Source organism: Mesorhizobium sp. CA13 (genome assembly GCF_020165235.1).
Lineage (GTDB): Bacteria > Pseudomonadota > Alphaproteobacteria > Rhizobiales > Rhizobiaceae > Mesorhizobium.
This window is the reverse complement of sequence record NZ_JAIUHS010000003.1, coordinates 73,823-95,805: the sequence shown is the minus strand read 5'-3', so window position 1 is coordinate 95,805 and position 21,983 is coordinate 73,823. Positions and strand designations below refer to the sequence as shown.

Sequence of the window (21,983 nt, the reverse complement as noted above, 5' to 3'; positions counted from 1 at the left end):
TTCCTCTCTGTTGTTGGCAGGCAAGGCGCGTCACGCGCCTTGCCTCATTCGGATTGCGGCCTCAGAACGGGGAGTCGGGGAAGTAATATTCCTTGGCGTTGGCCTGGGTTATGAGCGGCGCATCAAGTTTGACGGCACCGCGAACCGGAGCCTGGCCGATCAAGTTGGCCACGGTCATGTAGATCGCGGTCTTGATCATCGCCGGCGGATACGGCGTTTCGACCGGTGTCATCGCATCCCCGTCTATCACCTTCTTCACGATGTCCTTCATGCCGTTGCCGCCGAGCGCCAGCTTGATGTCGGTTCGGCCGGACTGCTTGACGGCCTCGAGCACACCGAGAAGCATGTCGTCGTCATTGGCCCAGACCGCATCGATGTGCGGGTGCTTGGCCAGGTAATCCTGCATGAGCTTGAAGGCCTCGTCGCTGTTCCAGTGGGCATACTGCATGTCGAGCACCTTCAGGCCGGTGCCCTTGATGGTGTCCTCGAAGCCCTTGATGCGCTCGTCGTCGATGACAGTGGGAATGCCGCGCAGCACGACGACGTCACCTTTGCCGCCCAGTTTGTCGATCATGAATTTTGCCGTATTGGTGCCAACCGCGATGTTGTCGCCGGCAAGATACAGGTCCTGGACGGAAGGATCGGTCAATCCCCTGTCGACGACGGTGATGAACGTGCCCATGTCCTTGATGGCCTTCACCGGCTGGGTCAATTCCTCCGAGGTGTAGGGCAGGATCACCAGTGCATCCAGCTTGCGGCTGGCCGACAGATCCTCAAGCGCGCTTACCTGGTCGGCCGCCGAGGGCGACGTCTTCACGACCACTTCCACATCCGGGAAGGCCGCGTTGATTTCCTTTGCGGCGGCCTGCGCGTGATAGACGATGCCGGCTGTCCAGCCATGATCCGCCGCCGGGATCGACACCGCGACCACCTTCTTGTCGGCTGCAAGCGCCTGGCCGGCCACCATCAGTGCGCCGGCTGCCGCGACGGCAACCCATTTTCTGCTAAACATAAATACCTCCCAGAGATATGGACCACACAACAGGCGCCCGTCCGGTCCGACGACGGGCTATTTCGAAAACCTTTGCACGAGCATGGCGATGATGATGATGACGCCCTGCACCGCGGCGACGAGGTATTCGGAAACGAAATCCGACAGCACCATCAGGTTGGCGATCAGCTCCAGGATCACCGCACCGGCGATGGTGCCCCAGATGCGGCCCTTGCCGCCGCGCAGCGCCGTTCCGCCAATGACGACGGCCGTTATCACCTGCAGCTCCCACAGCTGTCCGGTGGTCGGGGTGGCGGCTCCGAGACGAGGCACGTAGCAGATGGCGGCGACCGCCACGCATGCACCCTGGATCACATAGGCAATGGTGCGCGTCTTGACGACGGAGATGCCCGAATAGCGGGCGACGTCCTCGTTGGCGCCCACCGCCGCGCATTTGCGGCCATATTTGGTCTTGTAAAGGACAAATGCGCCGACCACCGCAACGAGCGCCGACAGCAGGATCGGCACCGGAATGCCCGCGACGGTGCCGAAATAGACCGGCCGGTACGCGTCCCGCAGCGAGCGGTCGATCGGGATCGTGCCGCCATCGGTCATGTAGGTGATCAGTGCGCGGAAGATACCCATCGTGCCGAGCGTGGCGATGAACGGCTCGATCCTTCCGACCGTGACGATGAGACCGTTCGCGAGGCCGCATAGAAGCCCCGCGACGACCGCTATCACCATGCCTGCAGGAATGGCCCAAAGGCCGAGGCTAGGGGCCATCATGTTCATGAACATGATCGTGACGCCGGCGATGAAGGCGACCATCGACCCGACCGAAAGGTCGAGCCCGCCCGATGAGATCACGAATGTGGCGCCGACGGCTATGATGGCGACATAAGCGCTGCGCGTGATCACGTTGCCCAGGTTTGTCGCGGAAAGAAAATCCGGATTGATGAGGAATCCCGCCACCAGCAGTGCGAACAGTGCAAGGAAAGGGCCGGCATCCGTCCACGAGAAATGGTGCTGTCTGCCACTTCGGGCAGACATGGAATGGGTAAGCGCCGTCACTGTCTTCCTCCTTGGGCCGCGCCATGGCCTTTGTCGCTGGTCGCCAGCAGCGCGATGTTGCTTTCGATCATCGTATCGCCCGAGACCTCGCCGCTGATCCTGCCTTCGCGCATGACCAGGATGCGGTCGCAGATGCCGACAAGTTCCTGCATCTCCGAGGAGATGACGATGCAGGCTTTGCCTTGGCCCACGAGTTCCTGGATGAAGGCGTAGATCTGCGCCTTGTTGGCGATGTCGATCCCGCGCGTCGGCTCATCGATGATCACGACCGAAGGATTGGTCAGAAGCACCTTGGCCAGCAGAAGTTTCTGCTGGTTTCCGCCCGAAAGCTGTCCCGCCCTGGCGTTCGGGCTCTTCACCCGGATGTCGTAGCTGGAGACGGCCCGGGCGAGCGCCTCGGATTCGCGACCGCGCAGAACCAGCAGTCCCGGATGCAGAAGGCCAAGCGACGAGAGGGTCAGGTTCGGCGCCAGCCGCTCCTGCAAAAGCAGGCCCTTGCCCTTGCGATCTTCCGTCAGATAGCCGATGCCCGCCTCTATGGCCTCGCGCTGCGAGCGTATCTGTATCGGCGACCCGTTGAGCTCGATCGTCGCCGTCGCCGGCCTGAGCCCCACAATGCCTTCGAACAACTCGGTTCGCCCCGCCCCGATCATGCCGGCGAAGCCGAGAATCTCGCCTTTGTGAACAGTAAAGGACACGTCCCGTGCATAACCTGGAACAGTCGCGTTTCGGACGGTCAGCATGGGCCGGCTCGTCCGGACCTCGCGCTTGTGAGGGTAGAGCGCGGCGAGTTCGCGCCCGACCATAAGTCGCGCCATGTCGGCCTGGCTCAATGCATGGCCGGGATAGGTGCCAATCATCTTGCCGTCGCGCAGGACCGTGACCTTGTCCGCCAGCCGCTGCACCTCGTCGAGTCGATGGCTGATGTAGAGAACGGCGATACCGCGCGCCCTGAGCCCGAATATGATGGCGAGCAAACGCTCGACCTCCTCGCCGGTCAGTACCGCCGTCGGCTCGTCGAAGATGACGACCCGGTGGTCGTCGAGCAACGCGCGGGCGATCTGCACGAGCTGGCGATCCGCCAGCGAGATGTCGCGGACGAGCGCGGTCGGCGACACCTCGCACCCGATCTCGGCCAGTTTCGCGGCCGCGATGCGGCGCATGGCGCCATCATCGACGATCCCGCGCCTGGAGAGCTCGCGGCCGAGAAAGAGATTGTCGGTCACCGTAAGCGCTTCGGCCAGGAGGATTTCCTGATGCACCAGCGCGATGCCGGCCGCCTGCGCCTGGTGCGGTGTCCTGAAACTCACGCGGTCACCGGCCATGGACAGGCCGCCGGCTGTCGGTTCGATGTAACCGGAAAGCAAGCGCATGAACGTCGACTTGCCGGCGCCATTCTCGCCGATGACGGCATGGATTTGGCCTGGGAAAATATCCAGCGTGATATCCGACAACACCGTCACCGGGCCGTATTGTTTGCAAAGGCCTTCCGCGCGCAGCACCGGGGACACAGGCGGTGCGGGCTCCGGCGGCAAGGTGGTGACGCTTCCGTCGATGCGATTGGCAACGGACATCGCGGCCTACTCGAATGCAGGCAGGAGCCTGTCCCGCGAATTCTCTATGTGCACGCGCATCGCCTTTTCGGCGGCAACCGGATCGCTGGCGGCGAAAGCGGCGAGGATGGCTTCGTGCTCGTCAAGCGCCTCCTCGGTGACCCGCGAGTGATACATCAGCCGGAAGATGTGGAAGTGGGTGTGCTGGTGGTTCAGCGTCTCGCGGATGAGCTCGTTCTGCGCGAACTCCATGACCTTGTCGTGGAAGATGGCATCCTGGCGGGCGAAGTTCGAATAACGCAGGCGTTCGTCCTTGCCCACCCGCCTGGCCATCACGCCAGCCGCCTCCTGCAAAATCATCAGCCGCGTTTCATCCAGCGCAGCGGCTGCCTTTGCGGCGGCTGCGGGTTCAAGCAGCAGGCGCAGTTCATAGAGCTCGTCGAAACGGCGCCGTGTGATCTGGGGGGCGGCCCGGTACCCGATCAGATGGGTTTTCACCACCAGGCCCTCGCCTTCCAGCCGCCCAAGAGCTTCGCGGATGGGCGTATGCGAGACGTTGAACTCCTTGACCAGGTTGTCGACGGTGATCCGCGATCCCGGAGCTATCTTCAGCGACATCAGCTGCTGGAAGATCGCCTCGTAGACATCGCCCGACAGGCTGTTGGCGCGCTGGATGCGGCCCGTCAACCGGGCGTCGTTGTCGGCGGTAAGGTCTGGATTCTGCATGTTTTGCCTCTTGACAGGAGCGACCTCTAACACGATGCTTCGCGCAATTCAATCCTATATCCTATACGATTTTATAGAGGATATTTCGTGAGGCATGAAAACTCGACGACGGCTCTGGGCCCGTGCCTTGCCCGAACCAAGCACGCACGCGGCCAAGCGACGATCTCCGATTCCCCGCTCGCCAATCCATATTCGAAGGACACAGTTCATGACGCTATTTGCAGCAGCCCGGTTGCCGCGTGAGATTCTTTTCGGCAAAGGCCAGCGCCACGCGCTGCCTGATGTTGCCGCCAAATATGGCCGGCGCGCATTCATCTGCACGGATGAGCGTTTCGCCGGGACGGCAATGTTCGCGCAGATCATCGCGGCACTGAAAGCAGGCTCGATCGAAACGCTCGTCTACGATCGCATCCTCCCCGATGTCCCCCGTGACAGCGTTGCCGTCTGTGCCGCCCATGCGAAGGACTTCAAGCCGGACATGGTGATCGGGATCGGTGGCGGCAGCTGCCTGGACATGGCCAAAAGCGCCGCGCTGCTGATCAGTCACGGCGGGCGGCTTCAGGACTACTACGGGGAGTTCAAGGTACCCGGCCCTACGCTCCCGGTCATCGCGGTGCCGACCACCGCCGGCACCGGCTCGGAAGTGACGCCGGTGGCGGTGATCTCCGATCCGGAACGGACGCTTAAGGTCGGCATTTCCAGTCCCCATCTCATTGCCGCGGTCGCGCTCTGCGATCCGGAACTCACCGCGACATGCCCGCCCTCTCTCACGGCGATTGCCGGAGCCGACGCGCTCACCCACGCGATCGAAGCCTTCACGTCCGCCAAACGCGGTACCGATCCGCAATTGCCGCAGCGGCATGTCTTTGTCGGCAAGAGCGCCCTGACCGATCATTTCGCGCTGCTGGCCATCCAACTCCTGGGCCGCAGTCTCGAAAAAGCCTACCGGGACGGCTCGGACGAAGACGCACGCGCCGATGTCATGATGGGGGCGCTGGCGGCCGGCTGCGCTTTCGGCACGGCCGGAACGGCGGCTGCCCACGCCGTGCAATATCCCGTCGGTGCGCTTACCCACACGCCGCACGGATTGGGCGTGGCGACGATGCTTCCCTACGTGATGAGTTACAACCTGCCCGCCGCGACCGACGAAATCGCGGCGGTCGGCGCCGCTCTGGGGGTGACGGAGACAGAGGGCGCCGAGGCGACCGCGCGCGCCACCATCGATGAAGTGGCCCGGCTGTTCGGGGCGATCGGCATCACCCGCACGCTGGCCGATCTGGGTCTTCCACACGACAAGATCGACTGGACCGCCGAGCAGGCGCTCGGCATCGATCGGCTGATCAAGAACAACCCTCGTCCTTTCGACATCGCCGGGATGCGGCGGCTGGTGAGGGCCGCCTATGACGGCGACATGGCCGCAAGCTCAGTCTGACCAGAGGTGATGAGATGAACGTACCCCAAGGGCAACTCAACGAAGATCCGGACATGTTCGACTACACCACGTTCTCGCACGGCCTCTACATCGACGGACACTGGCGACAGGCGTCCGACGGCCGCCTCATTGAGGTGATCGATCCCTCCACGGAAGCCGTGATTGCGGCTGTCCCGGACGCAACGATTGCCGATGCCGCCGCTGCCGTCGAGGCAGCCGCGAAGGCGGCCGCCGGCTGGCGCGCAACCGCGCCGCGCAAGCGTTCGGAAATCCTGCGGCGTTGTTTCGAATTGATGGTCGAGCGGTCCGATACGCTGGCGGCGCTGATCTCGCTGGAGAACGGCAAGGCGCTGCGCGACGCACGCGGCGAGGTTGCCTACGCGGCTGAATTCTTCCGCTGGAATGCCGAGGAAGCAGTCCGCATCAGCGGCGAGTTCGGCCTGGCGCCGTCAGGCGCCAACCGGATCGTCGTCGATTATCATCCGATCGGCATCTGCGTGCTCATAACGCCCTGGAATTTCCCCGCCGCCATGGCCACACGCAAGATCGCGCCGGCGCTGGCCGCCGGCTGCACCGTCATCCTGAAGCCCGCCAGCGAGACGCCCCTGACCGCCTACGCGCTCGCCGCGCTCTACGAGGAGGCGGGCGTGCCTCCCGGCGTCGTCAACGTGCTCACCACCTCGAACCCCGGACCGGTGACCGCCGCCATGCTCGCCGACCCGCGCGTCCGCAAGCTATCCTTCACCGGTTCGACCGGTGTGGGTCGCGTTCTGCTGGCCGAAGCGGCCAAGCACGTCATCTCATGCTCGATGGAACTCGGCGGCAACGCCCCGTTCATCGTCTTCGATGACGCCGATCTGGACGCGGCGCTCGACGGCGCCATGGTCGCCAAGATGCGAAACGCCGGCGAGGCCTGCACGGCAGCCAACCGCATCTACGCACAGGCCGGCATCCATGACGCATTTGCCGAAGGTCTGCGCGAACGCATGGCCGCGCTCAAGCTCGGTTCAGGCACCGACCCGGACACCGAATGCGGTCCGATGATTACCAGGAAGGCCGTCGACAAGATCGATCGGTTGGTCAAGGACGCGGTCGCCCGCGGCGCCAGGATCCTGTGCGGCGGCGTGGTCGCCGACGACAAGGGCTATTTCTATCCGCCGACCGTCCTTCGGGACGTGCCAGCCAATGCCGAAATGGCCCAAGAGGAGATATTCGGTCCGGTGGCTCCGATCAGCCGCTTCGAGAACGAGGACGAAGTCATCGCGCGCGCCAACGACACGGAATACGGTCTTGCCGCCTATATCTATACGCGGGATCTCGCCAGGGGCATGCACGTGGCGTCGAAAATCGAAACGGGCATGGTCGCGCTCAATCGCGGCCTGATGTCGGATCCGGCGGCACCTTTCGGCGGCGTCAAGCAGAGCGGTCTTGGCCGCGAAGGCGGACAGAAGCACGGCATTGCCGAGTTCATGGAGGCGAAGTACATCGCCGTGACCATGTGAACGAGCAGCCCATGCAGGATGATCCTTTCCGCATCCGCGACCACGTCGCCGAGTTCGACGATATCGTCGCCGAGATCGTTCGTCGCAGCGCGGAGGTGCGCGCGACAATACCGATGGTTGCCGATGTCGCCTATGGAGCGCATGCCACCGAGACCATCGACCTGTTCTTTCCGGAGGGCAAACGCGACCGCTTGCCGGTCCATATGTTCATCCATGGCGGCTACTGGCGCATGTTCTCCAAGCGCGACTATTCCTATGTCGCCGAGACGGTGACGCGCGCCGGCGCGATCGCGGTCATCGTCGATTATGCCCTGATGCCGGCAGTGAGGATGGCCACGATCGTCGACCAGGTGCGCCGCGCCAAAGGCTGGGTGCTCGACCATATCGGCAATCGCGGCGGCGATACCGAGCGCCTGACCGTGAGCGGACATTCAGCCGGCGCCCAGCTTGCGACGATGCTTTTCAATGACGGCGGCCGGACATCGACAATCAAAGGCGCGTTGCTGCTTGGCGGACTCTACGACCTGAAGCCGCTTCAGACCTCCTTCCTTGCCGCCGAGATCGCGATAACCGACGAGGACGCAGCCAGGTTCTCGCCGATCACCCGCCGTTTCGATCCGTCAGTGTCGGTCGGGATCGCTGTCGGAGCCGATGAGACGCCGCCATTCCACAGCCAGGCCGCGGCGTTTGCGCGGCATCTGAAGGAGCAGGGACTACAGGTCTCGCAGACCACCCTTCCTGCAACCAATCACATGAGCAGCGTTCGCGACCTCGGCTTGGCCGGCACCGAGGCGGCAACCCTGCTGACAAACCTGGTTTCTGGCTGAGGCCATTGGCGTTCCGTCAAAAGCTGTCACTTTAGCCAGGGACATCCAGCCGCCACGCTGTGCGAGCCTGTGGTCTTGGCCCCCTGCAGATCATGCCCCTCGGGCGGGGCATTTTGTTGTCGTGGGCTTGCTCGATCCTGAAACCGGTTGTTTGGCGCCGCAGATATTGCGAGGTGGGCATCCGGCAGCAAGCTCTCTGCGAAAACTCAGCCGGATATGGCCCTCACCTCTGCGGCCTTGTCGGCGCGCAGCAGCATGCCGAAGAGGTCGCGTGGTTCGTCCGGGTCCGCCAGCAGATCGAGCTCCTCGTAGAGGCCGGTGCGCTGAAGCTGGTCGCGGACGTAGCGCAGCGCGGAAAAGTCCTCGATCGCAAAGCCGACGGAATCGAACAAGGTTATCTGGCTGGCATCCCGGCGGCCAGCGGCCTTGCCGGTCATCACTTGCCACAACTCAGTCACGGGATGGTCCGGCTCGAGTTGCTGGACTTCACCTTCGATGCGCGATTGCGGCGGGTATTCGACAAAGATGTCGGAGCGCAGCAGTATGTCGCGATGCAGCTCCGTCTTGCCGGGGCAATCGCCGCCGACGGCATTTATGTGCACACCCGATCCGACCATGTTGTCCGTCAGGATGGTCGCGGAGCGTTTGTCGGCGGTGACCGTCGTGATGATGTGGGCCCCTTCCACCGCCTCCTGCGCCGAAGCGCAGATCGCGATGTCGAAACCGAACCCGGCAAGGTTTTTCGCGCATTTCAAGGATGCCGATCGATCGATGTCGTAGAGGCGAAGCCTGTCGATGCCGAGCAGGGCCTTGAAGGCGATGGCCTGGAATTCCGACTGGGCGCCATTGCCGATGATTGCCATGCAGTCCGCCGCATCGGGGGCGAGGTATTTGGCCGCGACGGCCGACGTCGCCGCCGTGCGCAATGCGGTCAGGATGGTCATTTCCGAAAGCAGCATCGGATAGCCATTGCCGACATCGGCCATCACGCCGAACGCCGTCACGGTCTGGCGCCCGTCGCGCGTGTTTTTTGGATGACCGTTGACGTATTTGAAGCCGTAGAGCTGTCCGTCGCTCGTCGGCATCAGTTCGATGACGCCGTCGATGCTGTGCGAGGCGATGCGCGGGGTCTTGTCGAACAATTCCCAGCGTCGGAAATCCTCTTCGATGTAGGCGGCGAGATCGATGAGAAAACGATCGATGCCGACGGCAAGGACCAGCTTCATCATGTGATCGACGCTGACGAAGGGCACGATATTCAGATTGGGGGTCACAGCTCAATAACTCCGTGTGGGACGGTCCATGATCCGCCGGCCCATCAGGCTCGCGGTCAGGTCCACCAGAAGGGTCGCGGTGCGGTTGCGTTCGTCGAGTGCGGGATTGAGCTCGACCAGGTCGAGGCTGGTGACGAGACGGCTGTCATGCAACATCTCCATCACCAGATGAGCCTCGCGGAAGGTAGCGCCGCCGGGCACGGTAGTGCCCACGGCCGGCGCGATGGACGGGTCGAGAAAATCGACATCGAGGCTGACATGCAGCATGCCGTTTTCAGCGCTGACCCGCTCGAGAAAGGCGCGAAGCAGCGGGGCCATGCCATATTCGTCGATCGTGCGCATATCGTGCACGGTGACGCCCGCCTTGCGAAGCGCTTCGCGCTCCGCCGGATCGACGCTGCGGATGCCCAGTGTGCAGATACGGGCCGGATCCACGCAAGCCGCCAGGCTGGGGAAGTAGCCCTCGAAGCCTGGTTGCCCGCTGGCATAAGCCAACGGCACGCCATGCAAATTGCCGCTGGTCGTGGTGTCGAGCGTGTGAAAATCAGGATGCGCGTCGAGCCACAGCACGAACAGCGGGCGGCCGGCTTCCGCCGCCCGGCGGGCGATGCCGGCCAGCGTGCCGGCGGAAATGCTGTGATCGCCACCAAGGAAGATCGGCATGGCGCCGGCGCTGGCGGCATAGGCCGCCTCGGTGATCGCCGCCGTCCATGCGACGATTTCCGGCAGCGCCTTCAAGGCGGCATTGCCGTGGCTGATCGGGCGCAGGTCGGCAGAGGCGACGGTGCCAAGATCGGCCAGCGTATGCCCAAGTTCCGTGAGCGCGGCCGCCAGGCCTGCGGTACGGAGCGCGCTGGGGCCCATCTCGCAACCCATCCGGCCCGAGCCGGCCTGGATCGGTGCCCCGACGATCGTGCAATGCATTCCTATGTCCCCGCGCGCGTTTTGATCTCCTATTGGAGCGCGGATAGCTGGCAGGATGAACATATCAAATTGGCATATTTGTCGAAATGCCCTATCAAAATGGAATGATTTGATTGCATTCTGAGCCATGGATCAGCTTGACGAACAGCTCATCACGCTTTTGCGGCATGACGCGCGGCGCAGCATCTCGGACCTTGCCATGGACGTCGGCGTCTCGAGGGCGACGGTCAGGTCCCGTATGGAACGTCTTGAAAAAGCCGGCGCGATCATCGGGTATACCGTCATCCTGCGAGCCGATGCCGTCGACCAGCGAGTACGCGGCATCATGATGGTGGAAATCGAAGGGCATGCCGCCGATCGTGTGATCCGCGCCCTTGGCGGCTTCTCGGAGGTTTCGACGATCCACACCACCAACGGCCGCTGGGATCTGGTGATAGAACTGGGGACGCAGACACTGACCGAATTCGACGCCGTGCTGCGGCGCATCCGCCTGATTCCCGGCATTACCGGCAGTGAGACCAGCCTGTTGTTGGCGACACCCCGGAGCACCAAGGCACGGCTTTGATCGCTGTCTGTGAATAGGTTGGCTGGCCAAACCGGCAGTGCTGCCCCTGCATTGTTGTGCGCGACCCTTGAACGGCGGGATGTGTTCCCTGCCATTCGAGGTTCAGCCTCGCCTCGAACTCGTGCGGCGACATCGCCCTGACGCTGCGCGCCGTTAGATGAACCGACGCGATGACGTAGCCTGGTGGACCTCAAACTTGATCATGCCGCATCGACTGCGGGCGCACTCAAAACCCTGTGCGGCAAAGGTTTTCAAGATCCGTTTTTGCTATTCCCTCGAGGCCGAGCGCGGGAAGAATATCGTTATCCCCCCTGAGATCGCGACCGTAGGCCGCCGATAATATCGAAACTCCAGACTCGTGGAGCGTCGCCGGTTTCTCGGTGATCTTCCCCAACAATACGGTCGGCAGCAGTCCGAACGGAACATCCTCGAGAATGTAGCGGCTTTCGATTGTTGTCGGACCAAAGCCGCCACGGCCTTGACGATCCATCTCCTGGTTCATCTCCGAAACGGTTCCCTTCGGAACATGAAACGACAATGAAAAATGCTCCTGGACGGTGCGAACCGCGATACCAAAATGGGCGGCGATGGCTAGCCGTTCGGCATCCAGAGCCTCGATAAGGCGGCCAGCGGCAGGGGTGACGTTTCCCCCTTGGCTCCATTGCTCGGCTTTTTCCATGCGTGTCAGATTGAGAAGGGCAATTCCCAAGTGGTTTTGCGGATTGAGGTTGCTGAGCGCGATCGCGAGCATGCCGTCGCGCTTGACGAAACGATCACCGAATAAGCTCGTGCAAAGTCCGTATCCTTCATCCTGAGCTTTGAAAGGCAGCGTCGCGACGTCAAGCTTCTGGCGAATGGTGGTGACATGAACCTCGGTTGGTCCGAGTTGTCGCCCTGTCAACAGTGTTGTGCCCCAAAGGACGATCGGCAAGCTGACCTTGCGCTCCGCCAACCGCTTGGAGAGATACAGTGCCCCGAACGAACAATGCGAACTGATGATGACCGGGATTCCATCGATCAGATGAGGGGCGGCAGCATCCATCACCATCTTGTGGCCGTAAGCCGGAAGCGCAATCACCACCACGTCCGCGTTGGCGATGGCATCCTTGCAATCCTTGGCAATGCGCACCGGTACCTTCGCCGCGATATCTCCCGTCGCTTTCAACAATTCGCCGGTAGCCAACGCCCTGGTGCGCTGTCCCGACGGTGACCAAAGCATTGGCGAATGCCCCGATCCTGCCAAATAGGCAGCAAGACCGTAAGCGATTGCTCCTGCGCCCAGAATACTCACACGCATGACATTCCTCCTGTCGCAGGCTTTGCGGTTCGAAAATCCTTGCCGCCTTCACCTGAAGCCGGAGCCGCGTCTGGCGTCCCTGTCCGCCTCCGATCCGAATTCTGGCGCTGAAGCCGGCATATGCACAAAGCCCGTAACGAACATTCGTTTCCGCTTGACATATATCAAAAACGAATGAGACGATGTCAATCATACGGATTACGCATGTAGGAGGAACATGGAAACCCGGGACCTTCAGACCTTCCTTGCGGTTGCTGCCAGCGGCAGCATCACCAGGGCGGCTGACATGCTCGGGCGTTCCCAGCCTGCCGTGACGCGCACCATTCAGGAGCTTGAGGCCGAACTTGGCTTCGAATTGCTGCATCGGATCGGTCGACGAGTGCAGTTGTCTGAAGAAGGAGTCGCGTTCGAGGAGGAAGCACGACGCCTGCTGATGTCCTTCACCGAACTCGCAGCGCGGGCCAAGATGATCGCCGCCGGCAGAGGGCGAATCCTGCAGATCGTCACCACCTCCGCGATCGGCACGGGCTTGATCCCGACGGCCTTGGCTGAACTCCAAGGTGCCGAGCTTCCGCACGAGACGCATCTCGGGCAGTTTCTTCCCTCGACCGTCGCTCAGGAAGTGCGCAGCGGACGTGCCGAGGTCGGGTTTTCTAGCCTGCCGCTCGATACGCCCGGTCTGGATGTCCTGCGGCTCTATTCGGCGCCTGATGTTGCTGCCGTGCGGGAGGATGATCCGCTGGCCGAACTAGATGTCATACCGCTTTCCGCTTTTGCCGGCCGCCGCGTCGCCACGTTGCTCAATCCGCTGCGTTTCCAGTTGCATGTCTCCAAGGCATTGGCGGCCAGGGGCATCGACACCGGGCCAGTAATCCGCACGAATACCGCCTATGGAGCGCTGCAGATCGTACGCCGGACTGGTGTTGCGGCTGTCATCGATCCCCTCACCGCCTATGGCGTGGGCTTGCCTGGGGTCGTCATCCGCCCGATCGACGTAACCGTCCTCTTTCATTGGGGTGTTGTGGCTGCCGAAAAACGCCCCCTTCGTCCAGTCGCGCAGGCGTTGGTGGATGCGGTCGAGGCGGTGGCTGAACGGTCGATCGTTGGCTTCAAGAAACTCGATCCGACCCTGGCCGGCCAATTGGTGACCGATCCTGCCTCCGGCACAAATCACGGAACGGGAATATGAAGCACACCCCCAGTTCGCTCCCCCCGAGAGGTCTAGCCGCGCTCGAAGCACAACTTGCTCAGGACCTCGATTTTCTCGAACTGCCGGCCAAGCCATGGGTTCCCGCGCGTTCGCGCGACGGCGTGTCGGTCCGTGACGTCGTTGTGATCGGCGCCGGCATGTGCGGACTTGCTGCCACCGCAAAGCTGGTGCTGACGGGGATAACCAATGTCGTTGCCTATGATGCGGCTCCGGCCGGCTTCGAAGGGCCATGGATAACGTTTGCCCGCATGCAAACTCTCCGGTCGCCGAAAACGCTGCACGGTCCGTCGCTCGGCCTGCCGCAGCTGACATTCCGCGCCTGGTTCTCGGCACAATGGGGCGTTGAGGCATGGCGGTCGCTGGACAAAATCCCCAAAGGCCAGTGGATGGACTACCTGGTCTGGTACCGGAACGTTCTTGGTCTGCCAGTGCGCAACAGCGTGCGCATGACAGGCGTTGCAGCCGTTGGCGATCTGATTGCGATCGATGTCGAGGGCGCGGAAACCGGCCGGGTTCTCACCCGTCGTCTCGTTCTAGCCACCGGTCGGTCCGGTCTCGGCGGTTTTGCCGTGCCCGATTTCCTCACGGGCATCGATCGCTCCTATTGGGCCCATTCTGCCGACGACATCGATTTTGATGCGCTGAAGGGCAAGCGTGTGGCGGTTATCGGCGCCGGCGCCTCTTCGATGGACAATGCCGCGACGGCGCTCGAGGCGGGCGCCGGTTCAGTCGACATGTTGATCCGGCGCAAGGAAATGCCGCGCATCAACAAGCTGACCGGGATCGGCAGCCAGGGTGTCATCCTCGGCATGTATCATTTGCCTGACGCCTGGAAGTGGAGATTCTTCGACTACACCGCCTCGACCCAGACGCCGCCGCCGCGTTCATCGACGCTTCGCGTGTCTCGTCATGCGAATGCCCGCTTCTTTCTCGACTGTGGCGTAGTCGCGGTAAAGGAAGATGCCGGAGGCCTTCTGGTCGAAACCACGCAAGGGCCGATGCGCTACGATTTCATGATCGCTGCGACCGGCTTTTCAAATGACTTCAGTGGTCGCCCGGAATTCGCTGCCCTCGCCCCACACATTCGCACCTGGTCGGATGGTCGATATACGCCGGACATGGGGCCGCCGCGCGCAGGCATGTTGGAGGCACCGGATCTCGGCCCCGCCTTCGAATTTCGCGAGCGCGTCCCCGGTTCCTGCCCGATGCTGGCGCATGTCCACTGCTTCAACGACGCCGCCATGCTGACCCATGGCAAGGTCTCCGGTGATATCCCGGCCGTCAGCGCCGGTGCCGACCGTCTGGTCCGCGGCATTGCCGCGTCGCTGTTCGCCGAAGATGTCGAAACCCACTTCGCCAATCTGATCGCCTACGACACCCCGGAACTTCTGGGCGACGAATGGGTCGATTCAACACCCTTGTTGCATAAGGAGGCCGCACTGTGATTGACGCAATGGACAAGGCTGCAGGTCTTTCACCGGACGATGCCCTTTTCGCTGCACGGCGGTTTCGGCCCGAATTCGTGCGAGGGGCCGAGGAATGTCGCCTCTCCGTCCTGCAGCCGGCAAACGATCAGGGGCTGGCGCCGAATTTGCGGGTCGCTCTGGCCCGTCGCATGGCAGCTCTGAACGCCGATCCCGTCCTGATGGCTGAATATGACGTGCAACTGGCTCAGCTTGGTCCCACGGAGCAGCTTCTGTCGTTGGCCCGGGGGGAAACGGATTTGAATGAACCCCTGGCGATCATCGCCCGACATGTAGACCTGATCACTCTGACGCCGAAAAAGGCGGAGGCGAGCCACATTGCCCTGCTCGCCCAAGCCGGATTGAACAATCCCCAGATTGTTGCGCTCTCCGAACTGATTGCCTTCATCAACTTCCAGACCCGGGTCGCGACCGGCTTGCGATTGATGAGGCGGGCATGATTTCCTCGGTGCGCCTGAAGGCGCTGAATTGGCATCCCTATATCGCACCGGTCGAGCTATCGGAGGCAACGCCGGAACAGCTCGAAGCGATGAAGGTTACGCCGTCGGCCAAGAAAGTTTCGGAATATGTGCGCACCCTTGTGCATGACCCCGAGAGCTATCTTGCCCGCACTGTGTTGTTCAACGCGATCATGTACGTCGAGGGCGGGCTTGCCCGTCCCGACCGCGAGCTTGGCGCATTGGGTGCCTCGATCGTCAATGGCTGCAAATTCTGTGCCGTCGTTCACGCCCGCCGACATGCAGAGCTGACCAGGAGCAATGAAGTGGTCACCGCGCTGTATCTCGACAAACCTGAAAAGCTTGGGTCGCGCGATGCGGCAATCTACAACTTTGCCCGCCGCCTGTCGGCGGCGCCGTCGGAAGCGACGGCAGACGACATCGCCTCGCTGCGATCAGTCGGCATGAATGATGCCGAAATCATCGACCTTGTCCACGCCATAGCGATCTTCGGCTGGGCAAACCGGCTGATGCACGTGCTGGGCCATGCGGAGAGCGGGTGATGACGTCGCATACGGTCAAGCCAGTCCGTCCCACACTTTCCGAAGGGCCAACCAGCAATGCTTGAACTCAAAGATATAAAGCTGTCTTACGGAAGCACGCAGGTCCTGAACGGTGTCAATCTCTCGGTAAAGCGGGGTGACGTGGTGTCGATCATCGGCCCCAGTGGCACCGGCAAGACCACGCTGCTGAAATGCATCAACTATCTGGCCAAGCCGTCGTCAGGAACCATCGCGTTCGATCAGGTTCGGATGGATTACCAGCGTGCCGACAAGGCCGCTGTCCAGGCGATCCGGTTGCGGACCGCGATGGTCTTTCAGCAGTTCAACGTCTTCAAGAACATGACCGTCCTTCAGAACGTGATGGATCCGCTCGTTGTGGTGCAGCGCAAATCCAGGGAAGAGGCGCAGGAAATCGCGCTCAGAGAGCTCGATCGGGTCGGTCTCTCGTCGAAGCGAGACAGCTATCCATCCCAGCTCTCGGGCGGCCAGCTCCAGCGCACCGGCATCGCACGCGCGCTAGCGGTGCGTCCTGACGTCATCCTCTTCGATGAGCCTACGTCATCGCTGGATCCTGAACTTGTCGGTGAAGTTTTGAAGGTGATCAAGGATGTCACGTCGTCAGGGATCACGTCGCTGCTTGTGACCCACGAGATGCAATTCGCAAAGAACATCTCGAACCGGATCGTCTTCATGGACCGTGGCGTGGTTGCCGCCGACGGCAGTCCGGCTGAAATCTTCGACGCGCCTTCCAGTCCACGACTGGCTCAATTCCTGCAGTCAGAACTCGCTTTTCAATAGCTCAACAAGAAGGGAACCCAAGAAATGTCTGCAATCACATCCGGTTTTTCCCGCCGCCAGGTCCTGGCCGTCGCTGGTGGCATCGCAATTGCCCTCGCAACCGCAGGGATCGGCTATGGTCAGACCGTCCGGACGATCAAGATCGCGACGTCTGCCGAATCCAAGCCGCTGGCCTGGGGCGCGATCGGCGTCGAGCCGCAAGGCTACGAGCCCGATCTTCTGAGGGCGATCAATGCGAAGCTGCCGCAGTACCAGTTCGAAATGGAAGGTGTCTCTGACATCGCCCAGGAAACCGGCCTTGCCACCGGGAAGTACGACATCGCCGTAGGTGGCTACTACAAGTCGCCCGAGCGAGAGAAGCAATTCATCATTCCAGAGAACCCGATGGGCGCCAGTCTGATGAAAATCTATAGCAAGAAAGACAGCGGCATAAAGGAAATGAAGGACCTGGTCGGCAAGAGGATCGTTCCGACCACGGCCGGTGGCGGAACCTACAAGTTCATCATGAACTGGCAGAAAGAGAATCCGCAATACAAGCTCGACGTCACGGCATCGAGCGCCGGGATCCCCTACCCGAACCGCCTGGATGAAGTTCAGAACGGCAAGTTCGACGCATTGGTTCTACCGTCTAACCTCGGTGAGCAGACGGTCATCGACAATAAGAAGCTCGATATCGTCGCATCCGATCCGGTCTACAGCAACAACACCTACATGCTGATTCACCGATCAGCGGAAAACAAGGTCCTGGCCGAGGACGTCAACAAGGTGCTCAAGGAACTGAAGGACGACGGCACGATCGACAAGCTCTCACGGAAGTGGTTCGGCGAGGACATCGTGAAATACATGAAGTAACAAGCGTCCTCAACTGCGTTTGGATGTTAGCGGCAAGGCCGAACTGCAAGAAGGAGTGTTCAAGGTGGATGTCTCTGCTATGATTCCCGAGTTGCTCTCGGCGTTGCCGCTAACGCTGGCCATCACTTTTACGGCCCTCATTGCTGGGTTCTGCCTCGCTCTCCTCGCGACAACTCTCCGGGTCCGCAGGGTAGCTGTGATCAGTCACCTGGCGGACCTCTACGTATCCTATGCCCGGAGTGTTCCCGTCGTCCTCCAATTGTTCGTTGCGTTTTACGGGCTTCCCTTGTTGGTAATCCTGTTCGGCTCAGAAGATTTTTTCTCGCCGACGATCGCTGCGATGGTGGCATTGAGCTTTTATCACGGCGGCTACCTGTCAGAAGTCCTGCGACCTGCATATCTGGCCGTCGATCGCGGCCAGCATGATGCGGCAGACAGTCTTGGATATACCTTTCGCCAGAAAATCACGCGGGTCATCGGGCCACAAGCAGTGCACTTCGCGTTGCCGGGCTACGGGAACTCCGTCATCTACCTGATCCATAACGTTGCGCTGGTGATGTACATCGGGGCGGCGGATGTCATGGCGACCGCGCATTTGATCATGGAGCGCGACTATAATCAGTACCAGTTCGAAACCTATCTCGTGCTGGCGGTCATCTATTCGGTGATGTGCCTGATCGCATGGCTCATCGTCCGCTTCTTCGAGCTTCGTTCCCCGATGCAGGCACCAGAGGCTACGACATCTGCTCAGATCAAGAACACACTGATCGCGAGCGTGTGACCTAACAAGGGTATTTGACCATGTTTGATACCGATATCCTGCTCCAGGACTCGCGGGAAATTCTGGGCGCCGTACCCGTAACGCTTGCAATGGCCCTTGCGATCTTCGTGCTCTCGACGATGGTCGGCAGCCTGTTTGCGTTCGTGGAACATAGACGGATTCCCGCACTGCGAGAGCTCGTCATCGCCTACAAGGTCGTCTTCAAGGGCGTTCCGATGGTGATCGTGATCTTTCTCGCCTATTTCGGTCTTCCCCCCGCGCTCCAGTTTCCGTTTGCATTGGTTGGCATAGACTTCAACGCCCACCAAACGCCCAATTGGGTTATCCTTGTCATTGCGGTGACCGGCTGTGTCGCCGCGTTCCAGGCGGAGATTATCAAAGGAGCCCTCAACGCCTTTGACACCGGTCAGGCAGACGCAGCCTATTCGCTTGGCTATACAAGGGGCCAACTGTTTCGACGGGTGCTATTTCCCCAGGTCGCCCTGACAGCAATTCCCGATCTGACAACCTCGATGATGGTTATCATGAAGGCGCTTTCACTTGGATTCGCCATCGAGGTTGTCGATATCTTCGCGCAGTCACAGCTGACCGCCGCGTTGAATTTCTACTATCTCGAAGCCTTCGTGATTGCCGTCGTGATCTACATGGTGATTGCCTATATCGTCACACAGATCGCCGACAGGCTGGAGCAAGCCCTCAGGGTACGGACGTGAGGATGTGGAATAGAATCTTCAGGCTTCGAATATCAGGCCACACCTGGAAGGCAGTTCTTTTGGGTATGAAAGCCTGAGGAGAAGCGCAAGTAGTCGATATATGTATCGGTGATTTTGATCCGATTTGCCTCGAGCCGCGCATCGCCAGGTCCGCGAACCGCCCCGGCGACCGACCTTATCTGGCGCGGCACTGGCCAGCGCCGGAGCCGCGGATTGGGCGTGCCTTCATTCCGAAACATCGAACGGATCGCGATTTTGGTCGACAGCTTGCTGACCAAAGATAAAGTGCCGATATCGATATTGGCGGAGTGCAGGCGTGAGAGTTCTTCAGCAATTGGCATCCCTCCGTTCCAAAGGACGTGCTGCTGTTTTCGATATGGACGACCTGGCGCAGGGGCGCATGACTTCTCGTCGGATAGCAGGCGGACCTGAATCCGAGATGCGGAGGGCCGTATTGGTTGCGACCGCGTTGTTGGCGGCCCTCGTGGCTTTCGTCCAACCCGCGCAAGCAGAAAACCGGATGTGGGTCGCTGGCGAAAATGCTAAGCGGCGCAGTTGTCCATCGATGGAATGCGGCATCGTCGGGATGCTGTTTTATCGCGAGACGGTCATCGTCTACGAGACGGACCACGAATGGTCGCGCATAACCGGCTATTCCAATGCCGGCTGCTACAAGGGAGAGTCCACCTTCGTGGAATCGGGACGCAATGACTGCAGCAAGGAGAACGGCATCTCAAACGGCAAATTCGCCGAATGGGTGAGATCGGATTTCCTCGCTCCGGCAAAGCCACCATACGAGCCCGAGATCGAGGGGTAGAGCCGCGACAATTTGCGGCCTCTCGTTAAGAATGCGATAACCAATTGGTAACGGTGCCTGCCTAGCTTCGTGATCCGATGGCCGGATCGCTCGGCCACATTTTACACGGAGCGGCGACGGGCGGGCGGATGTATCTGGTATTGGAGAAGCTTGTCGCCTTCCCGGCGTCATTGTTGAAATTCGCCTTGAGGATCTCGGTCGTCATCGTGTTTTGCGCCGCCTCTGCTTCCGCCGTGCAGGCCAATTCCAGATTTTCTGGCATTGTCATCGATGCCAAGACCGGCAAGACCCTCTACAGGGATCATGCGGACGCTCCGCGCTATCCAGCGTCTCTCACCAAGATGATGACGCTCTACCTCGTCTTCGACGCGCTAGAGAGCGGCAGGATCTCGAAAGGCACGGCAATACCGGTGTCGGTTAACGCCGCCAACGAGGCCCCCTCCAAGCTCGGACTGAAGCAAGGTCAAACGATCACCGTCGAACAGGTCATATTGGCGCTGGTAACGAAGTCCGCCAACGATGCCGCGACGGCCATTGGCGAGTTCCTCGGCGGGTCGGAGGCCGGCTTTGCACGTCTCATGACGCAAAAAGCACGACAGTTGGGAATGACCTCCACCACGTTCAGGAACGCCAACGGACTGCCCGATACCGTCCAGAAGACCACGGCACGCGACATGGCACGTCTGGGCCTGGCGCTTAGGGATCATCATCCTGGCTATTATTCCTACTTCAACACCCGATCCTTCAAATACAAAGGTCGGCGCTTCGGCAACCACAACCATCTGCTCGGCCGGGTGAAGGGCGTGGATGGGATCAAAACGGGGTACACGAATGCCTCGGGCTTCAACCTAGTCTCTTCCGTCGAGGCGCAGGGCCGCAGCATCGTCGCGGTGGTGATGGGCGGACAGACGGCCAGGAGCCGAGATGCGCGCATGAAGCGTCTCATCAGCCGCTATCTGGCCAAGGCTTCCAACGGTCCCGACCGGTTCAGGATCGATCGTGGCGGAGAAAGCGCATTGGTCGCGTCCGCGGCTTCGAGCGCACCGGTGCCCACTCCGACGTGGAAGCCGGCTCAAGTGACCGATTCCCGAGCCGCTGTCGCGGCTAAGGCGATGGGCGATGTACCCAGGGAGCAGGCGTTGTCTGCTGATGCCATCGATCCGATGAGCACCGCTTCCACCCACGAAGGTCAATGGATCATCCAGATTGGATCGATGCCAAGCAAGGCCGCAGCTCGTGAAATCCTTTCACTAGCGGCTCGCAAGGCGCCAAAACTGCTTTCGAATACTTCTGCTTTTACCGAGGCCTTCGAAAAAGACGGCGATGTGTACTACCGCGCCCGATATGCCGGCTTCGACAACAAGTCGGAAGCGTGGCGCGCTTGCGGGCGACTGGCGCTCAAAAACATCGATTGCTACGCGCTCACTCGGTAGGTGGGACCGAACGTCCATGCGAACGCTGCAACTCGCTTCTCCCGAGGTCGTCTCACCAGGACCATGCGGCAATATGGAAAGATGTCCTCGAGCCCTCTTCGATCCTTCGCATGGGGCTTCGCTGTGAAACGCCGCGGTCGTGCGCCTCGAAGCAACGTCGTCTCGTCAACTTATCAAGACACCGGTTGCGGCTTTTTCGTCAGGGGTAGCCTCCTTCGTTGTTGCCTCATCGCTGCACTATGTGTTGCAACCGTCACAAAGGCCGGCCCTCAAGCTGCCGCCAATGGGATTGCCTTGCCCCGCTTCGTGTCGCTGAAAAGTTCTCCTGTGAATATGCGGGTCGGACCGGGCACCCAATATGACGTCGAATGGGTTTATGTCCGGCCCAGGATTCCGCTTGAAATCTACCAGGAATATGGAAACTGGCGGCGCGTGCGAGACTGGCAGGGAACATCCGGCTGGGTCTTCGGTCCGCTTCTTTCGGGGCGAAGGACCGCTGTAACCGCCCCATGGGGCAAGGACAAGATCGCGCTGCGCCGGAAGCCTTCGGTCTCCAGCCTCGTCACCGCTTGGCTGGCGCCGGAAGTAATTGTCGAACTGGTGCGCTGCGACGGGCAATGGTGCAGGGTCGCGGTCAATTCGCTGGCAGGCTTCGTCAGGCAAACCCGCCTTTGGGGCATCTATCCTGACGATACACTCTAACAGCAGCACTCGTCGGAAGGCTGCTGCTGGT

23 protein-coding genes are annotated in these 21,983 nt (G+C 61.1%); 15 read left to right on the top strand and 8 right to left on the bottom strand.

Going from position 1 to position 21,983, the window contains the following annotated elements:
* Positions 1 to 61: 61 nt before the first annotated feature.
* The 4 genes from LB566_RS09380 to LB566_RS09365 are packed head-to-tail and all read right to left on the bottom strand — an operon-like array spanning position 62 to position 4,341.
* Positions 62 to 1,012, bottom strand: coding sequence for a substrate-binding domain-containing protein (locus LB566_RS09380; protein WP_224624200.1), 951 nt, complete (start codon positions 1,010 to 1,012; stop codon positions 62 to 64).
* Between the two features lie 57 nt (positions 1,013 to 1,069).
* Positions 1,070 to 2,041: an ABC transporter permease gene (locus LB566_RS09375; protein ID WP_140552180.1), complete on the bottom strand. Its 972-nt coding sequence runs from the start codon at positions 2,039 to 2,041 to the stop codon at positions 1,070 to 1,072.
* 17 nt (positions 2,042 to 2,058) lie between these two features.
* Entirely contained in the window at positions 2,059 to 3,636 is a 1,578-nt protein-coding gene (locus LB566_RS09370; protein WP_224624199.1) for a sugar ABC transporter ATP-binding protein, read from the bottom strand.
* A 6-nt stretch (positions 3,637 to 3,642) separates the two neighbouring features.
* Positions 3,643 to 4,341, bottom strand: a complete 699-nt coding sequence (locus LB566_RS09365) for a GntR family transcriptional regulator (protein WP_224624198.1) — start codon at positions 4,339 to 4,341, stop codon at positions 3,643 to 3,645.
* A gap of 208 nt (positions 4,342 to 4,549) precedes the next feature.
* Between LB566_RS09365 and LB566_RS09360 the strand changes: the two genes are divergently transcribed.
* From LB566_RS09360 to LB566_RS09350, 3 genes are read left to right on the top strand one after another with little or no spacing between them, the layout of a single operon-like run.
* Complete coding sequence (locus LB566_RS09360) at positions 4,550 to 5,773, top strand: iron-containing alcohol dehydrogenase (RefSeq protein ID WP_224624197.1); 1,224 nt, start codon at positions 4,550 to 4,552, stop codon at positions 5,771 to 5,773.
* A gap of 14 nt (positions 5,774 to 5,787) precedes the next feature.
* Positions 5,788 to 7,275, top strand: a complete 1,488-nt coding sequence (locus LB566_RS09355) for an NAD-dependent succinate-semialdehyde dehydrogenase (RefSeq protein ID WP_224624196.1) — start codon at positions 5,788 to 5,790, stop codon at positions 7,273 to 7,275.
* A gap of 11 nt (positions 7,276 to 7,286) precedes the next feature.
* The gene (locus tag LB566_RS09350) at positions 7,287 to 8,102 is read left to right on the top strand and encodes an alpha/beta hydrolase (protein ID WP_224624195.1); all 816 of its coding nucleotides are present in this window, start codon (positions 7,287 to 7,289) and stop codon (positions 8,100 to 8,102) included.
* 206 nt (positions 8,103 to 8,308) lie between these two features.
* On the opposite strand, the gene LB566_RS09345 is transcribed toward LB566_RS09350, so the two are convergent.
* Together LB566_RS09345 and rocF are read right to left on the bottom strand one after the other, a co-directional pair.
* Positions 8,309 to 9,376, bottom strand: coding sequence for an ornithine cyclodeaminase (locus tag LB566_RS09345; RefSeq protein WP_140552089.1), 1,068 nt, complete (start codon positions 9,374 to 9,376; stop codon positions 8,309 to 8,311).
* Positions 9,377 to 9,379: 3 nt separating this feature from the next.
* Positions 9,380 to 10,300 carry an arginase gene (gene rocF / locus LB566_RS09340; RefSeq protein ID WP_224624194.1) on the bottom strand — a complete coding sequence of 307 codons (921 nt, stop codon included), beginning with the start codon at positions 10,298 to 10,300 and terminating at the stop codon, positions 9,380 to 9,382.
* 127 nt (positions 10,301 to 10,427) lie between these two features.
* Here rocF and LB566_RS09335 point away from each other — a divergent pair, with 127 nt between their 5' ends.
* Positions 10,428 to 10,865 carry an Lrp/AsnC family transcriptional regulator gene (locus LB566_RS09335; protein ID WP_140552091.1) on the top strand — a complete coding sequence of 146 codons (438 nt, stop codon included), beginning with the start codon at positions 10,428 to 10,430 and terminating at the stop codon, positions 10,863 to 10,865.
* Positions 10,866 to 11,091: 226 nt separating this feature from the next.
* On the opposite strand, the gene LB566_RS09330 is transcribed toward LB566_RS09335, so the two are convergent.
* Positions 11,092 to 12,162 carry an NAD/NADP-dependent octopine/nopaline dehydrogenase family protein gene (locus LB566_RS09330; RefSeq protein ID WP_224624193.1) on the bottom strand — a complete coding sequence of 357 codons (1,071 nt, stop codon included), beginning with the start codon at positions 12,160 to 12,162 and terminating at the stop codon, positions 11,092 to 11,094.
* A 217-nt stretch (positions 12,163 to 12,379) separates the two neighbouring features.
* On the opposite strand from LB566_RS09330, the gene LB566_RS09325 reads away from it, so the two are divergent.
* The 8 genes from LB566_RS09325 to LB566_RS09290 all read left to right on the top strand — a co-directional run bounded on the left by LB566_RS09325 (position 12,380) and on the right by LB566_RS09290 (position 19,000).
* Positions 12,380 to 13,351: a LysR family transcriptional regulator gene (locus tag LB566_RS09325; RefSeq protein WP_224624192.1), complete on the top strand. Its 972-nt coding sequence runs from the start codon at positions 12,380 to 12,382 to the stop codon at positions 13,349 to 13,351.
* A complete protein-coding gene (locus LB566_RS09320; RefSeq protein WP_224624191.1) occupies positions 13,348 to 14,817 on the top strand; it encodes an NAD(P)-binding domain-containing protein in 1,470 nt (489 codons plus the stop codon). Before LB566_RS09325 ends, LB566_RS09320 begins: the two co-directional genes overlap by 4 nt.
* A gap of 8 nt (positions 14,818 to 14,825) precedes the next feature.
* On the top strand, positions 14,826 to 15,296 hold the full coding sequence (locus tag LB566_RS09315) for a CMD domain-containing protein (protein ID WP_224624190.1): 471 nt from the start codon (positions 14,826 to 14,828) through the stop codon (positions 15,294 to 15,296).
* Positions 15,293 to 15,856: a peroxidase-related enzyme gene (locus LB566_RS09310; protein ID WP_224624189.1), complete on the top strand. Its 564-nt coding sequence runs from the start codon at positions 15,293 to 15,295 to the stop codon at positions 15,854 to 15,856. Before LB566_RS09315 ends, LB566_RS09310 begins: the two co-directional genes overlap by 4 nt.
* 57 nt (positions 15,857 to 15,913) lie before the next feature.
* Positions 15,914 to 16,654 (top strand): amino acid ABC transporter ATP-binding protein, encoded by a 741-nt coding sequence (locus LB566_RS09305; protein ID WP_224624188.1) that lies wholly within the window; start codon positions 15,914 to 15,916, stop codon positions 16,652 to 16,654.
* A 24-nt stretch (positions 16,655 to 16,678) separates the two neighbouring features.
* Entirely contained in the window at positions 16,679 to 17,506 is an 828-nt protein-coding gene (locus tag LB566_RS09300) for a transporter substrate-binding domain-containing protein (protein ID WP_224624187.1), read from the top strand.
* Positions 17,507 to 17,570: 64 nt separating this feature from the next.
* A complete protein-coding gene (locus LB566_RS09295; protein ID WP_140552181.1) occupies positions 17,571 to 18,287 on the top strand; it encodes an amino acid ABC transporter permease in 717 nt (238 codons plus the stop codon).
* A 20-nt stretch (positions 18,288 to 18,307) separates the two neighbouring features.
* The gene (locus LB566_RS09290; protein ID WP_224624186.1) at positions 18,308 to 19,000 is read left to right on the top strand and encodes an amino acid ABC transporter permease; all 693 of its coding nucleotides are present in this window, start codon (positions 18,308 to 18,310) and stop codon (positions 18,998 to 19,000) included.
* A gap of 32 nt (positions 19,001 to 19,032) precedes the next feature.
* On the opposite strand, the gene LB566_RS09285 is transcribed toward LB566_RS09290, so the two are convergent.
* Positions 19,033 to 19,341 (bottom strand): hypothetical protein, encoded by a 309-nt coding sequence (locus LB566_RS09285; RefSeq protein ID WP_224624185.1) that lies wholly within the window; start codon positions 19,339 to 19,341, stop codon positions 19,033 to 19,035.
* Between the two features lie 245 nt (positions 19,342 to 19,586).
* Here LB566_RS09285 and LB566_RS09280 point away from each other — a divergent pair, with 245 nt between their 5' ends.
* The 3 genes from LB566_RS09280 to LB566_RS30490 all read left to right on the top strand — a co-directional run bounded on the left by LB566_RS09280 (position 19,587) and on the right by LB566_RS30490 (position 21,952).
* Positions 19,587 to 19,817 carry a hypothetical protein gene (locus LB566_RS09280; RefSeq protein WP_224624184.1) on the top strand — a complete coding sequence of 77 codons (231 nt, stop codon included), beginning with the start codon at positions 19,587 to 19,589 and terminating at the stop codon, positions 19,815 to 19,817.
* Between the two features lie 77 nt (positions 19,818 to 19,894).
* A complete protein-coding gene (locus LB566_RS09275) occupies positions 19,895 to 21,250 on the top strand; it encodes a D-alanyl-D-alanine carboxypeptidase (protein WP_224624183.1) in 1,356 nt (451 codons plus the stop codon).
* A gap of 327 nt (positions 21,251 to 21,577) precedes the next feature.
* Positions 21,578 to 21,952 (top strand): SH3 domain-containing protein, encoded by a 375-nt coding sequence (locus tag LB566_RS30490; protein WP_318012833.1) that lies wholly within the window; start codon positions 21,578 to 21,580, stop codon positions 21,950 to 21,952.
* The last annotated feature ends 31 nt before the right edge of the window (positions 21,953 to 21,983 follow it).